Origin of the sequence: Mycolicibacterium fallax, assembly GCF_010726955.1 — a bacterium.
Classification (GTDB): Bacteria; Actinomycetota; Actinomycetes; order Mycobacteriales; family Mycobacteriaceae; genus Mycobacterium; species Mycobacterium fallax.
In genome coordinates this window covers 1,485,016-1,497,728 of the sequence record NZ_AP022603.1, presented here as the reverse complement: position 1 = coordinate 1,497,728, position 12,713 = coordinate 1,485,016, and the positions used below count along the sequence as shown (strand labels likewise).

Annotated in this window: 12 protein-coding genes; 8 read left to right on the top strand and 4 right to left on the bottom strand. The window is 71.4% G+C overall.

The features are described from left to right. Positions 1 to 19: 19 nt before the first annotated feature. The 3 genes from recO to G6N10_RS07090 are packed head-to-tail and all read left to right on the top strand — an operon-like array spanning position 20 to position 2,115. Positions 20 to 871 carry a DNA repair protein RecO gene (gene recO / locus G6N10_RS07100; RefSeq protein ID WP_085100811.1) on the top strand — a complete coding sequence of 284 codons (852 nt, stop codon included), beginning with the start codon at positions 20 to 22 and terminating at the stop codon, positions 869 to 871. Beyond that, positions 813 to 1,700 carry a decaprenyl diphosphate synthase gene (locus G6N10_RS07095; RefSeq protein ID WP_085100516.1) on the top strand — a complete coding sequence of 296 codons (888 nt, stop codon included), beginning with the start codon at positions 813 to 815 and terminating at the stop codon, positions 1,698 to 1,700. Before recO ends, G6N10_RS07095 begins: the two co-directional genes overlap by 59 nt. 4 nt (positions 1,701 to 1,704) lie before the next feature. Continuing rightward, on the top strand, positions 1,705 to 2,115 hold the full coding sequence (locus G6N10_RS07090; protein WP_085100519.1) for a hypothetical protein: 411 nt from the start codon (positions 1,705 to 1,707) through the stop codon (positions 2,113 to 2,115). Positions 2,116 to 2,127: 12 nt separating this feature from the next. Here the strand turns inward: G6N10_RS07090 and G6N10_RS07085 are convergent, their stop codons facing one another. Continuing rightward, positions 2,128 to 2,520: a Fur family transcriptional regulator gene (locus tag G6N10_RS07085; RefSeq protein WP_085100522.1), complete on the bottom strand. Its 393-nt coding sequence runs from the start codon at positions 2,518 to 2,520 to the stop codon at positions 2,128 to 2,130. Next, positions 2,517 to 2,861 carry an ArsR/SmtB family transcription factor gene (locus G6N10_RS07080; RefSeq protein WP_085100525.1) on the bottom strand — a complete coding sequence of 115 codons (345 nt, stop codon included), beginning with the start codon at positions 2,859 to 2,861 and terminating at the stop codon, positions 2,517 to 2,519. Before G6N10_RS07080 ends, G6N10_RS07085 begins: the two co-directional genes overlap by 4 nt. Positions 2,862 to 3,016: 155 nt before the next feature. Here G6N10_RS07080 and G6N10_RS07075 point away from each other — a divergent pair, with 155 nt between their 5' ends. Beyond that, the gene (locus tag G6N10_RS07075; RefSeq protein WP_085100814.1) at positions 3,017 to 4,414 is read left to right on the top strand and encodes a glycine--tRNA ligase; all 1,398 of its coding nucleotides are present in this window, start codon (positions 3,017 to 3,019) and stop codon (positions 4,412 to 4,414) included. A gap of 11 nt (positions 4,415 to 4,425) precedes the next feature. Here the strand turns inward: G6N10_RS07075 and G6N10_RS07070 are convergent, their stop codons facing one another. Beyond that, a complete protein-coding gene (locus G6N10_RS07070; protein WP_085100529.1) occupies positions 4,426 to 6,441 on the bottom strand; it encodes a TPM domain-containing protein in 2,016 nt (671 codons plus the stop codon). Positions 6,442 to 6,477: 36 nt separating this feature from the next. On the opposite strand from G6N10_RS07070, the gene G6N10_RS07065 reads away from it, so the two are divergent. Further along, positions 6,478 to 7,737: a deoxyguanosinetriphosphate triphosphohydrolase gene (locus G6N10_RS07065; protein WP_085100533.1), complete on the top strand. Its 1,260-nt coding sequence runs from the start codon at positions 6,478 to 6,480 to the stop codon at positions 7,735 to 7,737. Between the two features lie 62 nt (positions 7,738 to 7,799). On the opposite strand, the gene G6N10_RS07060 is transcribed toward G6N10_RS07065, so the two are convergent. Beyond that, positions 7,800 to 8,318: a hypothetical protein gene (locus G6N10_RS07060; RefSeq protein WP_085100536.1), complete on the bottom strand. Its 519-nt coding sequence runs from the start codon at positions 8,316 to 8,318 to the stop codon at positions 7,800 to 7,802. A gap of 67 nt (positions 8,319 to 8,385) precedes the next feature. On the opposite strand from G6N10_RS07060, the gene dnaG reads away from it, so the two are divergent. The 3 genes from dnaG (at position 8,386) to G6N10_RS07045 (ending at position 12,681) form a co-directional block, all read left to right on the top strand. Beyond that, on the top strand, positions 8,386 to 10,332 hold the full coding sequence (dnaG, locus tag G6N10_RS07055) for a DNA primase (protein ID WP_085100539.1): 1,947 nt from the start codon (positions 8,386 to 8,388) through the stop codon (positions 10,330 to 10,332). A gap of 98 nt (positions 10,333 to 10,430) precedes the next feature. Then, positions 10,431 to 10,733 (top strand): DUF7155 family protein, encoded by a 303-nt coding sequence (locus tag G6N10_RS07050; RefSeq protein WP_085100542.1) that lies wholly within the window; start codon positions 10,431 to 10,433, stop codon positions 10,731 to 10,733. 37 nt (positions 10,734 to 10,770) lie between these two features. Further along, a complete protein-coding gene (locus tag G6N10_RS07045; RefSeq protein WP_085100545.1) occupies positions 10,771 to 12,681 on the top strand; it encodes an acyl-CoA dehydrogenase family protein in 1,911 nt (636 codons plus the stop codon). The last annotated feature ends 32 nt before the right edge of the window (positions 12,682 to 12,713 follow it).

Sequence of the window (12,713 nt, the reverse complement as noted above, 5' to 3'; positions counted from 1 at the left end):
GGTGCGAGACTGTCTGCCCATGCGGCTGTATCGGGATCGGGCGGTGGTGCTGCGCCAGCACAAGCTCGGCGAGGCTGACCGCATCGTCACCCTGCTGACCCGCGAACACGGCCTGGTCCGGGCCGTCGCCAAGGGGGTACGGCGCACCCGCAGCAAGTTCGGGGCCCGGCTGGAGCCGTTCGCCCACATCGACGTGCAGCTGCATCCCGGGCGCAACCTGGACATCGTCACCCAGGTGCAGGCCATCGACGCGTTCGCCACCGACATCGTCAGCGATTACGGCCGCTACACCTGCGCCTGCGCGATCCTGGAGACCGCCGAGCGGCTCGCCGGTGAGGAACGCGCGCCGGCGCCGGCGCTGCACCGGCTGACCGTCGGGGCGCTGCGCGCCATCGCCGACGGGTCGCGGCCCAAGGAACTGGTGCTCGACGCCTACCTGCTGCGGGCGATGTCGATCGCCGGGTGGGCGCCGGCGCTCAACGAATGCGCGCGCTGCGCCACCCCGGGCCCGCACCGGGCGTTCCACATCGCCGCGGGCGGCAGCGTGTGCGTGCACTGCCGGCCGTCGGGATCCTCGACCCCGCCGCTGCAGGTGCTGGAGCTGATGGCGGCGCTGCACGACGGGGACTGGGCGGCCACCGAGCCGGTCACCGCCGCGCACCGCAGCCAGGCCAGCGGCCTGGTGGCCGCGCATCTGCAGTGGCATCTGGAACGCAAGCTGCGCACCCTGCCGCTGGTGGAGCGCACCCGGGGAGAACGCGCCGACCGGGGCGATCTGCGCGATGGCGGATCCGTCCGGCAGGATATGGCGCATGGCATTGAAACGGGACCGGGAACCCACGCGGTTTCCGCAGCTGCCGCCGGCGCCTGAGGACTACCCGGTATTCCCGGATGTCTCGACCTGGCCGGTGCTGTTCCCGGAGTTGCCCACGGTGCCCGGCGGCGGTCCGCTGCGCCCGCCGCAGCACCCGTCGAAGGCCTCGGCGCCGCTGATTCCGGCCGGTCAGCTGCCCAATCACGTCGCCGTGGTGATGGACGGCAACGGCCGCTGGGCCCAGCAGCGCGGTCTGACCCGCACCGAGGGGCACAAGATGGGCGAGGCGGTGCTCATCGACATCACCTGCGGGGCCATCGAGCTGGGCATCAAGCACCTCTCGGTGTACGCGTTCTCCACCGAGAACTGGCGGCGCAGTGCCGAGGAGGTGCGCTTCCTGATGGGCTTCAACCGTGAGGTGGTGCGCCGCCGCCGGGTCGCCCTGGACATCATGGGCGTCAAGATGCGCTGGGTGGGCTCGCGGCCGCGGATGTGGCGCAGCGTGATCAAGGAATTTCAGATCGCCGAGGACATGACGCTGAGCAACGACGTCATCACCGTCAACTACTGCGTGAACTACGGCGGTCGCGCCGAGATCGCCGAATCGGCCAGGCAGATCGCCCGGCTGGCCGCCGACGGCAAGATCGACCCGGAACGCGTCGACGAGGACACCGTCGCCCGCTACCTCAACCGCTCCGACATTCCGGACGTGGACCTGTTCATCCGGACCTCCGGCGAGCAGCGGGCCAGCAACTTCCTGCTCTGGCAGTCGGCGTACGCCGAGTACGTCTTCCAGGACAAGCTGTGGCCGGACTATGACCGGCGCGACCTGTGGGCGGCCTGCGAGGAGTACGTGCACCGCAATCGGCGCTTCGGCCGGGCCTGAGCCGGTGGCCCACCGCGAGCTGACGCAGACCCTGGCCGAGGTGCTCGGCGAGGTCGCCACGGTGACCGCCGAGCCGGACGGCTCGCTGACCGTTGCGGTGGCCGGCGCGGTCGCCGCGCTGCGGGTGCTGACCGTCGCCGACGGGCTGGAGATGGTGTCGCTGAATCAGCCGCTGGCCTGGGACCTGCCCGACACCGCCGAGACCCGCGACACGGTGCTGCGGCAGGCCGCCGCGACCATGCTGGGCACCGTCACGGCGGTCGAGCGCCCCGATCCGGACGCGGCGGGCACCGTCGTCGACGTGCTGCTGCGGTACAACTTCCCGGGTTCGGGACTGTCCGCCGAGGCGCTGCGCACGCTGATCCTGATGGTGCTGGCCGCCGGCGCCGATCTGCGCCGCGAACTGCTGGGCTGACCCGGCGCCGGATCAGTCCCGGCAGCCGGCGCAGGTCCCGAAGATCTCCAGGGTGTGGGTGACCTCGGTAAACCCGTGCCGGGCGGCGACGTCGGCGGCCCAGGCCTCGACCGCGGGCCCGTCGACCTCGACGGTGGCGCCGCAGGCCCGGCAGACCAGGTGGTGATGGTGGTGCTCGGAGCAGCGCCGGTACAGCGATTCGCCGGTGTCGGTGCGCAGCGTGTCGACCTGGTTGGCCTCGGTCATCGCCTGCAGGGTGCGGTAGACGGTGGTCAGCCCGATGTTCTCGCCCGCTCGGCGCAGCTCGTCGTGCAGTTCCTGCGCCGAGCGGAACTCCTCGGTGCGCTCCAGCAGGGCGCCGATCGCCACCCGCTGCCGGGTGGAGCGGACCCGGGCGGCGGTCACGGGTGGTCCTCGGCGGCATGCGCGACGGCGTCGAGCACGATGTGGGCCAGGTGGTGATCGACCAGGTGGTAGACCATTTCGCGGCCGGACCGCCGGCCCGACACCACCCCGGCGGCCTTGAGCACCCGCAGGTGCTGGCTGACCAGCGGCTGCGGGACCGCGACCGCGTTGACCAACTCGTGCACGCGGCGCGGGCGCTCGTGCAGTTGCAGCACGATGGCGATCCGCACCGGGGCGGCCAGGGCGCGCAGCAGATCGCCCGCGGCCTCCAGCAGCGCCGGGTCGGGCGCGGCGGCCTCGGAAACCGCGGTGCCGTGGCCGGGTCCGTGTTCGGTCGTCATCGCCGCGGCACCTCCGGTGCTAATGGAAATCGTTTTCAACTCTACTGAAACATGCACGGGTGTGCATGTCAAAGGCGGCGCGCCGGTGCCGGCCCGAACCGGGCTCGTCTACGCTGATCGGGTTGCCATCCCCTGACTAAGGAGTGCCGAGCATCGTGGCGTCCGTCATCGACACCGTCGTCAACCTGGCCAAGCGCCGCGGCCTGGTCTACCCGTCCGGGGAGATCTACGGCGGAACGAAGTCAGCCTGGGACTACGGCCCGCTCGGGGTGGAGCTCAAGGAGAACGTCAAGCGGCAGTGGTGGCGCGCCATGGTCACCGGCCGCGACGACGTCGTCGGCCTGGACTCCTCGATCATCCTGCCGCGCGAGGTGTGGGTGGCCTCCGGCCACGTCGACGTCTTCCATGACCCGCTGGTGGAGTGCCTGAGCTGCCACAAGCGGCACCGCCAGGACCACATGCAGGAGGCGTACCTGGCGCGCAAGGGCGCCAAGGCGGCCATCACCGATCCCGACGACGTGCCGATGGCGGAGATCGTCTGCCCGGACTGCGGCACCAAGGGGCAGTGGACCGAACCGCGCGAGTTCAACATGATGCTCAAGACCTACCTCGGACCGATCGAATCCGAGGAGGGCATGCACTACCTGCGCCCGGAGACCGCCCAGGGCATCTTCGTCAACTTCGCCAACGTGGTCACCACCTCGCGCAAGAAGCCGCCGTTCGGCATCGCCCAGATCGGCAAGAGCTTCCGCAACGAGATCACCCCCGGCAACTTCATCTTCCGCACCCGCGAGTTCGAGCAGATGGAGATGGAGTTCTTCGTCGAGCCGTCCACCGCGCCGGAGTGGCACAAGTACTGGATCGAGACGCGCCTGCAGTGGTACGTCGACCTGGGCATCAACCGGGACAACCTGCGGCTGTACGACCACCCGCGGGAGAAGCTGTCGCACTACTCCGACGGCACCGTCGACATCGAGTACATGTTCGGCTTCGCCGGCAGCGGCTGGGGTGAGCTGGAGGGCATCGCCAACCGCACCAACTTCGACCTGACCACGCATTCGAAGCACTCCGGCAACGACCTGTCCTACTACGACCAGGCCGCCGACACCCGCTACGTGCCGTACGTGATCGAGCCGGCAGCCGGGCTGACCCGCTCGTTCATGGCGTTCCTGGTCGACGCGTACCACGAGGACGAGGCCCCCAACGCCAAGGGCGGGGTGGACAAGCGCACCGTGCTGCGGCTGGACCCGCGGCTGGCCCCGGTCAAGGCCGCGGTGCTGCCGCTGTCCCGGCACGCCGACCTGTCGCCGAAGGCCCGGGACCTGGCCGCCGAACTGCGCCAGTACTGGAACATCGAGTTCGACGACGCCGGTGCGATCGGCCGCCGGTACCGCCGCCAGGACGAGATCGGCACCCCGTACTGCATCACCGTGGACTTCGATTCGCTGGAGGACCAGGCGGTCACCATCCGCGAGCGCGACGCGATGACCCAGGAGCGGGTCGCGCTCGGGTCGGTGTCGGACTACCTCGCCGCCCGGCTGAAGGGCTGCTAGACGACGAGCCGCTAGAACCGCCCGCCGCTGTACCGGTTGCCCGATGAGCGGGACGCGCCGCCGTAGGAGCCCGGCCGCCCGGCCGACCGGCCCCCGCCCCAGGAACCGCCCCAGCTGCCACCGCCGCCGCGCATCATGCTGCCGATGATGATGCCGCCGATCATCGAGCCGATGTCCGAGCCGCCGGATCCCGGCCGGCCGCCGCCACCGTAGTAGTGCTGCTGGCTGGCCCGCACGTCGTCGTTGGCCAGCGCCTGGGCCTGGGCGGCCAGCGTGGAGGCCCCGTTGGCGTGCGCGATCGCCTCGCCGGGGTTGCCGGCCCGCTTGGCCTGGGCGGCCTCCAGCTGACGGGTTGCCTCGGCCAGCCGGGTGCGGGCCTCGGGCCCGATACTGCCGCGGCGGGTGTCGACGAAGTCCGAGACCGCCTTGACCCGCGAGCTCGCGGTGAACAGCGCCTGCTCCAGGATCCGGGCCTGCTGCTCGGTCTCGGCGCGCTGCGCGTCGACGGCGGCCAGGATCTGGTCCAGCGTGGCGTCGGCGGCGGTCAGCCGGCCGAACACCCCGAGCGGGTCGCCCTCGCCGCGGGCCCCGGCGTCGGCGACGGCGGCGACGGCGGCCTCGCGCGCGGCCCGCAGCTCGTCGGCGCGCGGGGTGTCCGGTGCGGCCAGCTGGGCGGCCGCGGCGTCGATGCCGCGGCCGATGTCGACGATTCCGGCGGGCAGCGCGGTGATCGCCCGGTTGATGTCGGAGGCGGCCGAGTCGACCGCGTCGAGCAGGGTGGCGGCCTGCCCGAGGGCCCCCTCGGCGGCGTGGATGGTGTCGATCAACTCGCTCTGGTCGCCGGCCGGCCGGCTCAGCTGGGCGCGGCCGGTGGCGATGGTGGCGTCGGCGAAGGCCACCCGGTCGCGGGCCTCGGTGACGTTGCCGGCGACCGAGGCCAGCGCGGTGTCGGAGTACTGCCGGTGCAGATCGTCGAGGGTGATCGCGGCCGGCTCCAGCCGGGCGGTCAGCGCGACGGTCTCGCGGGTCAGCGCGTCGAGCCGGTCCGGGGCGTTGATCAGCAGGTTGCGCAGTTCCTCGAACGCGGCGGTCTGGGCTTCGAGCTCCCGGTCGGCGCGCGCGGCCGCGATGATCACCCGGTTCAGCAGATCGCGCTGCTGCAGCGGCGTCTCCGGAACGCTGTCGTCGAGGGTCTGGCGCACGGTGAACGCTTGGGCCAGCGCGGTTTTCGCGGTCTCGACGGCGTCGCGGAACGGCGCGGTGCGGGTCGCGCCGAACTCGTCGGTGGCCAGGGTGAGTTCGTGTTCGCTGGTGCGTACCGCGTTGTCGACGTCGACGACGATGTCGCGGGACAGCCCGTCGAGGGCGTCCAGGGACAGCGGGGCCAGCGCGGCCGGGTCGGTCGGGTCCACCCGCCGGGCGGCGGCCAGTTCGTCGCGACGACGGCGTCGGCCCCGCACGCGCAGCCACCCCCAGGTCAGGGCGGCCAGCAGCACCAGGATCCCGAGGATGACCAGCACCGAGGTCAGCGACATCCCGGCGCCGCCGGTGCCGGCGGATTTCCCGGCGGCCAGGCCGTCGGCCGCGCCGATCGCCGCGCCGGCCCAGTCGCCGCCGCGCAGCGCCGGTTCGACGCGGTCGCGCCGCACGTCGTCGCGCAGCTTGGAGCTGTTGTTGGTCAGCGCCGGGTCGACGTTGAACGCGAAGGCCCGGTCCTTGACCGCGATCGCCAGCAGCGCGTCGTCGTTGCCGAAGTCCGAGAGCCGCTCGGTCCGCTCCGCCCAGGCCATCCAGCCCTTGCCGTCGAAGTCGTCGACGTAGACCACCCACAGCTTGATGCCGGTCTTGTCGAACAGCCGGTCCAGCGACGCCTGCACCCGGACCTGGTCGGCGGCCGAGAGCACTCCGGCGGAATCGGTGATCTGGGTCTGCGTCCGCAGCGGCGGTTCGGCTGAGGCACTCGGCGCGATCAGCAGTGCGGTCATCAGCACGGCCAGCAGGGCACCCAGCAGTCGGGGGATAGGCATGGGACAAATCTAGGCCGCTGGCAGACTGAGGCCACTGTGAACACCGACATCCAGGATCACTACACCGACGCCGACCGGCAGCGGCTGGTCGCCGAGGCGCCCAAGGCCGCCGGGCTGCCCGGCACCGGAAATCAGCGGCGCGGCGACTTCGCCCGGGACCGGGCCCGGGTGCTGCACTGCGCGGCGCTGCGCCGGCTGGCCGACAAGACCCAGGTCGTCGGCCCGCGCGAGGGCGACACCCCGCGCACCCGGCTGACCCATTCCCTGGAGGTGGCCCAGATTGGTCGCGGCATGGCGGTCGGGCTGGGCTGCGACGCGGACCTGGTGGACCTGGCCGGGCTGGCCCACGACATCGGGCACCCGCCGTACGGTCACAACGGCGAACGTGAACTCAACCGGCTGGCCGTCGACTACGGCGGCTTCGAGGGCAATGCGCAGAATTTCCGCATCCTGACCCGGCTGGAGCCCAAGGTGTTCGGCCCGGACGGCCGCTCGGCGGGGCTGAACCTGACCCGCGCGGCCCTGGACGCCGTCACCAAGTACCCGTGGCCGCGCGAGCCGGGCCGCGCCGGCCCGACCAAGTTCGCCTTCTACGACGATGACCTGCCGGCGGCCCGCTGGGTGCGCGACGGGGCGCCGTCGGCGTGGCCGTGCCTGGAGGCACAGGTGATGGACTGGGCCGACGACGTCGCCTACTCGGTGCACGACGTGGAGGACGGCGTCATCTCCGGGCGGATCGACCTGCGGGTGCTGGCCGACCCGGACGCCGCCGCGGCGCTGGCGGATCTGGGTGACTCCACGCACGGCGCCGACTACGACGACCTGCTGGCCGCCGCCGACCGGCTCTCGAAGATGCCGGTGGTCGCCGGGGTCGGCCGCTACGACGGCACCCAGCGGGCCGCCGGCGCGCTCAAGCGGTTGACCTCGGAGCTGGTCGGCCGGTTCGCCAACGCCGCGATCGGCGCGACCCGTGAGGTGGTCGGGCCGGGCCCGCTGCGCCGCTACGACGCCGATCTGGAGGTTCCGCCGGTGGTGCGCGCCGAGGTCGCGGCGCTCAAAACCCTTGCGCTGCAGTTCATCATGAGCGATCCGCGGCACCTGGCGATCCAGCGGGTGCAGCGTGAACGGATCGCCGCGGTCTATGAATTTCTGGTCTCGCAGGCGCCGCGCGGGCTGGATCCGCTGCTGGTGCCGATGTTCGACGACGCCGCCGACGACGGTGCCCGGCACCGGGTGATCGTCGACCAGATCGCGTCGTACACCGAGACCCGGCTGGAGCACATCCTGATCAGCTGAGCGCCGGACTCAGAACGGATCCCAGGAGAACCGGTACCAGTGGCCCTCCAGGTGCCGGTAGGTCATGCCGGTCCCCGGCGGTTCGGGGGCGCCGCCGGCAGCAGCACCCAACCGGTCTCGGTCAGAAACGAGCCGGCCTCGAACAGGTAGCAGCTGCCGGCCATCCGATGGATCTTCGCCAGCCGGATGGTGCCGACCCAGCGCGGCGACGAGGTCTGCGGGCACTCGGTGGCGGCGCGCTCCATCGCGGCGCGCGACAGTGACCACCGCAGGCGTGGGACGGCGGCCAGGGCCGGCAGCGCGACCGCGACGATCAGCACCGCGGGCAGGGCGCGGGTCAGCACGCGATGGCGTCGCCCCGGGTGGCGCAGCAGCCCGAGGATGGTGAGAATCAGCCAGGCCAGCCCGCAGCCGACCAGCGCGCAGCCCGCGAACAGCAGGATGAGCAGCGGTTCACCCAGCCCCAGCACCGCCGCCAGCAGTGCCAGGATGGCCAGTCCGGCGGCCACCGTCGGCACCGTCATCGCCCACCGCCACCAGCGGGGCAGCGGCGGCGCCGGGGGCGCGGCGGGGTAGGTCATCCTCGACAGCGTAGGGGGTGTTCAGCACGGCGGTTTCCGATCCGGGCCCGGGTCCTAGACTGTCGCCATGGCAGGCCGTATCTCCGATCGCGACATCGCGGCGATCCGTGAGAAGGTCCGCATCGAGGACGTGGTCGGCGATTACGTGCAATTGCGCCGGGCCGGCGCGGACTCGATGAAGGGGCTGTGTCCGTTCCACGACGAGAAGTCCCCGTCGTTTCACGTCCGGCCCAACCACGGGCACTTCCACTGCTTCGGCTGCGGGGAGGGCGGCGACGTCTATGCCTTCCTGCAGAAGATCGAGCACGTCAGCTTCGTCGAGGCGGTGGAACTGCTGGCCGACCGGGTCGGGCACACCATCACCTACACCGGTGCCTCGGCGACCAATGTGCAGCGCGATCGGGGCAGCCGCAGCCGGCTGATCGCCGCCAACGCCGCCGCCGCCGAGTTCTACGCCGGCGAGCTCGGCTCGGAGGAGGCCGCCACCGCGCGCAAGTACCTCACCGACCGCAACTTCGATGCCGCCGCGGCCCACCAGTTCGGCTGCGGCTATGCCCCCTCGGGCTGGGACCGGCTGACAAAACACTTGCTGCGCAAGGGATTCGAGTTCAAGGAACTGGAGGCCGCGGGCCTGTCCCGGGAGGGCCGGCGCGGCCCGATGGACCGTTTCCACCGCCGACTGCTGTGGCCGATCCGGGGCTCGTCGGGGGAGGTGCTCGGCTTCGGGGCCCGCCGGCTCTACGACGACGACCCGATGGAGGCCAAGTACGTCAACACCCCCGAGACGGTGCTGTACAAGAAGTCCAACGTGCTGTTCGGCATCGACCTGGCCAAACGCGACATCGCCAAGGGGCATCAGGCGGTGGTGGTGGAGGGCTACACCGACGTGATGGCCATGCACCTGTCCGGGGTGACGACGGCGGTCGCGTCCTGCGGCACCGCCTTCGGCGACGAGCACCTGTCGATGCTGCGCCGGCTGATGATGGATGACAGCTTCTTCCGCGGTGAACTGATCTATGTGTTCGACGGGGACGCCGCGGGCCGCGCGGCCGCCCTCAAGGCGTTCGGCGGCGAGCAGAACCTGGCCGGGCAGTCCTACGTGGCGGTGGCCGACGACGGGATGGATCCCTGCGACCTGCGACTGGCGCACGGCGAGGTGGCGCTGCGTGACCTGGTGGCCCGCCGGACCCCGCTGTTCGAGTTCGCGATCCGCACCGCGCTGACCGAATTCGACCTGGACACCGTGGAGGGCCGGGTCTCGGCGCTGCGGCGCTGCGTGCCGATGCTGGCCCAGATCAAGGATCCGACGCTGCGCGACGAGTACGCCCGCCAGTTGGCCGGCTGGGTTGGCTGGGACGACGTCGCCCAGGTGATCCGGCGGGTCCGCGACGTGGCCCGCGGCGGCGCCGGCGCCGCCGCGTCCGGCCGGGGCGCCGGGTCCGGCCGGGGCCGGGCCGGCGGCCGCGCCGAGGCCCGCGACGGCACCGTCGCCGAGCGTCCGGCCGGTCCGTCCGCCGGGCGCCCGGACCCGCGGGATCCGACGCTGTGGCCGCAGCGCGAGGCGCTCAAGTCCGCGCTGCAGTACCCGGGTCTGGCCGGCCCGGTCTTCGACTCGCTGGACGCCGACAGCTTCACCCACCCCGGCTACCTGGCGGTCCGCACCGCGATTGTGGCCGCCGGCGGCAGCTCCGCGGGGGAGTCCGGGCCGACCTGGATCGAGCAGGTTCGGGCGCAGACCGCCGCGCCGGCGGCCGCCGCGCTGGTCAGCGAGCTCGGGGTGGAGAGCATCAACGTCGACGAGGCGAAGCTGCCGCGCTACATCTCCGGGGTGCTGGCGCGCCTGCAGGAGGTCTGGGTGGGACGCCAGATCGCCGAGATGAAGTCCAAGCTGCAGCGGATGTCGCCGATCGAGGACAGCGAGGAGTATCACGAGCTGTTCGGTGACCTGGTGGCGATGGAGTCCTACCGGCGCAGCCTGCTGCAGCAGGCCTCCGGGGACGATCTGACCGCCTGAGCCCGGCGTAGACGGGCCCCGCTGTGGCCAACGCCGCGACGAATCGGTGGGCAGCGGTTAGGCTGAGGGCCGTTCTGTTCGACCGGAAGGAAGCTCCGATGGCCGCGAAGTTCGCCGCTCGTCGTCTCGTCGCGGTTGCGGCGCTGGCGGCCGCTGCCGTCGCGGGTCCCGCCATCGCGGCGCTGAGCAGCAGCGATACCCCGGCCTACGATGCGCAGCCGGGTGGCAAGTGCCTGGCCTGGCTGGGCGCCAAGGGCACCGGAACCTGCATCGGCCGGTCGAACTCCAACAGCGGCGGCATCACCGTCGGCACCCCGGGCATCGGCCTGGGCAACGGCGGCATCTACTCCGGCCCGATCATGCCGGGCAGCTCGGTCGGCGGCACGATCCCGATCGGATAGCGGTTTGGCCCCGGCCCGATTCGGGTTAACTTCGGGTATGGCCACCATCGCTGAGCACCTGCGCAACACCCTCGACGGCCGCTGGCGCGAGGTGAAGAACCGAATGCGCGCCGAACTGGCCACCGAGGTCTTCCGTCCGCGTTACACGCCCAACACCATGATCGCGCGGAGCAGGGTCAACGAGCAGCTGCGGTTGATGACCGACACCGGTGCGGCCGCGGACAGCTTCGGCACGGCGCACGGCGGCACCGGTGAGGTCGGCGCCGCCATCGCGGGCATCGAGATGGTCGCGATGGCGGACCTGTCCCTGATGGTCAAGGCCGGGGTGCAGTGGGGACTGTTCGGCGGTGCCGTGGAGAACCTGGGCACCGAGCGGCACCACCGGGCCTACGTGCGACGGATCATCGATCTGGACCTGCTGGGGTGCTTCGCGATGACCGAGACCGGCCACGGCAGCGACGTGCAGTCCCTCGAGACGACGGCCGAGTACGACCCGGCCACCGAGGAGTTCGTGATCAACTCCCCGACGCCGTCGTCGCGCAAGGACTACATCGGCGGCGCGGCCGAATCCGCCCGGGAGGCCGTGGTTTTCGCGCAGCTGATCACCCCGGACGGGAAGTGTCACGGGGTGCACGCGCTGGTGGTTTCGCTGCGCGGCGCCGACGGCGCAGACCTGCCCGGGGTGACGACCTCGGATTGCGAGTACAAGGGCGGGCTGCCCGGGGTGGACAACGGCCGGATCATGTTCGACCAGGTCCGGGTGCCGCGGGAGAACCTGCTCAACCGCTACGCCGACGTCGCCGCCGACGGAACCTACAGTTCGCCGATCGAGAACCCGGACCGGCGGTTCTTCACCATGCTCGGGACGCTGATCCGCGGCCGGGTCACGGTGGGCGGCAGCGCCGCGGCGGCCGCTCGCGTCGCCCTGGACATCGCCACCCGATATGCGTTGTCGCGCAGGCAGTTCGAGGCTCCGGGACAGGACCAGGAGGTGCTGATCATGGACTACCTGGTGCATCAACGCCGGTTGCTGCCGCTGATCGCCCGGTCCTATGCGCTGCAGTTCGCCCAGAACGAGCTGGTGAGCAAGTGCCATGACCTGCAGACCGCCGCGGATCCCGACCCCGAGGAGCAGCGTGAGCTGGAGGCCCGCGCGGCCGGCCTCAAGGCCGCCAACACCTGGCACGCCACCCGCGCGATCCAGGAGGCCCGCGAGGCCTGTGGCGGCGCCGGCTACATGGCCGAGAATCGGCTGATCGCGCTGAAGGCCGACACCGATGTGTTCACCACCTTCGAGGGTGACAACCACGTGCTGACCCAACTGGTCGCCAAGGAACTGCTCACCGGCTACGCCGACGACATCAAGTCGATGAGCCCGGCCGGCTGGGTGCGCTTTGCCGCGAACTACGCCGGCGAACGGGTGCTCAAGCGCACCGCGGCCGAAACCATCGTGCAGACCATCCTCGACACCCGCCAGGACAACGAGGAGGAGGGCAGCCTGTTCAACCGGGGCACCCAGCTGGCCATGTTCGAGGACCGCGAGGAGTACCTGCTGGCCTCGGTGGCCCGGCGGCTGCAGGGCAAATCCAAGGAGATGTCGGAGTTCGACGCCTTCAACGCCGTGCAGGACCACGTGCTGCACGCCGCCTCGGCGCACATCGACCGGGTGATCCTGGAGGCGTTCATCGCCGGGATCGACTGCTGCCCCGACGACGACGCCCGCCGGATCCTGTCGATGGTCTGCGACCTGTATGCGCTGTCGGTGATCGAGGACGACAAGGCCTGGTTCATGGAGCACCGTTTCCTGTCCACCGAGCGGGCCAAGGCCGTCACCCGCGGGATCAACGAACGCTGCCGGACCCTGCGCCCGCATGCCGAGGTGCTGGTCGAGGGCTTCGGGGTGCCCGAGCAGTGCCGGCGGGTGGAGATGCTGACGCCGGGGCAGTAGTCGGACTGCTCGCGCCCGGCCGGGCGGTTCGG

Bases quoted from the DNA above. Each gene is read 5' to 3' on its own strand.
- recO (WP_085100811.1), top strand. From the start codon at position 20: ATGCGGCTGTATCGGGATCGGGCGGTGGTGCTGCGCCAGCACAAGCTC.
- G6N10_RS07095 (WP_085100516.1), top strand. From the start codon at position 813: ATGGCATTGAAACGGGACCGGGAACCCACGCGGTTTCCGCAGCTGCCG.
- G6N10_RS07080 (WP_085100525.1), bottom strand. From the start codon at position 2,861: ATGACGACCGAACACGGACCCGGCCACGGCACCGCGGTTTCCGAGGCC.
- G6N10_RS07070 (WP_085100529.1), bottom strand. From the start codon at position 6,441: ATGCCTATCCCCCGACTGCTGGGTGCCCTGCTGGCCGTGCTGATGACC.
- G6N10_RS07060 (WP_085100536.1), bottom strand. From the start codon at position 8,318: ATGACCTACCCCGCCGCGCCCCCGGCGCCGCCGCTGCCCCGCTGGTGG.
- dnaG (WP_085100539.1), top strand. From the start codon at position 8,386: ATGGCAGGCCGTATCTCCGATCGCGACATCGCGGCGATCCGTGAGAAG.
- G6N10_RS07050 (WP_085100542.1), top strand. From the start codon at position 10,431: ATGGCCGCGAAGTTCGCCGCTCGTCGTCTCGTCGCGGTTGCGGCGCTG.
- G6N10_RS07045 (WP_085100545.1), top strand. From the start codon at position 10,771: ATGGCCACCATCGCTGAGCACCTGCGCAACACCCTCGACGGCCGCTGG.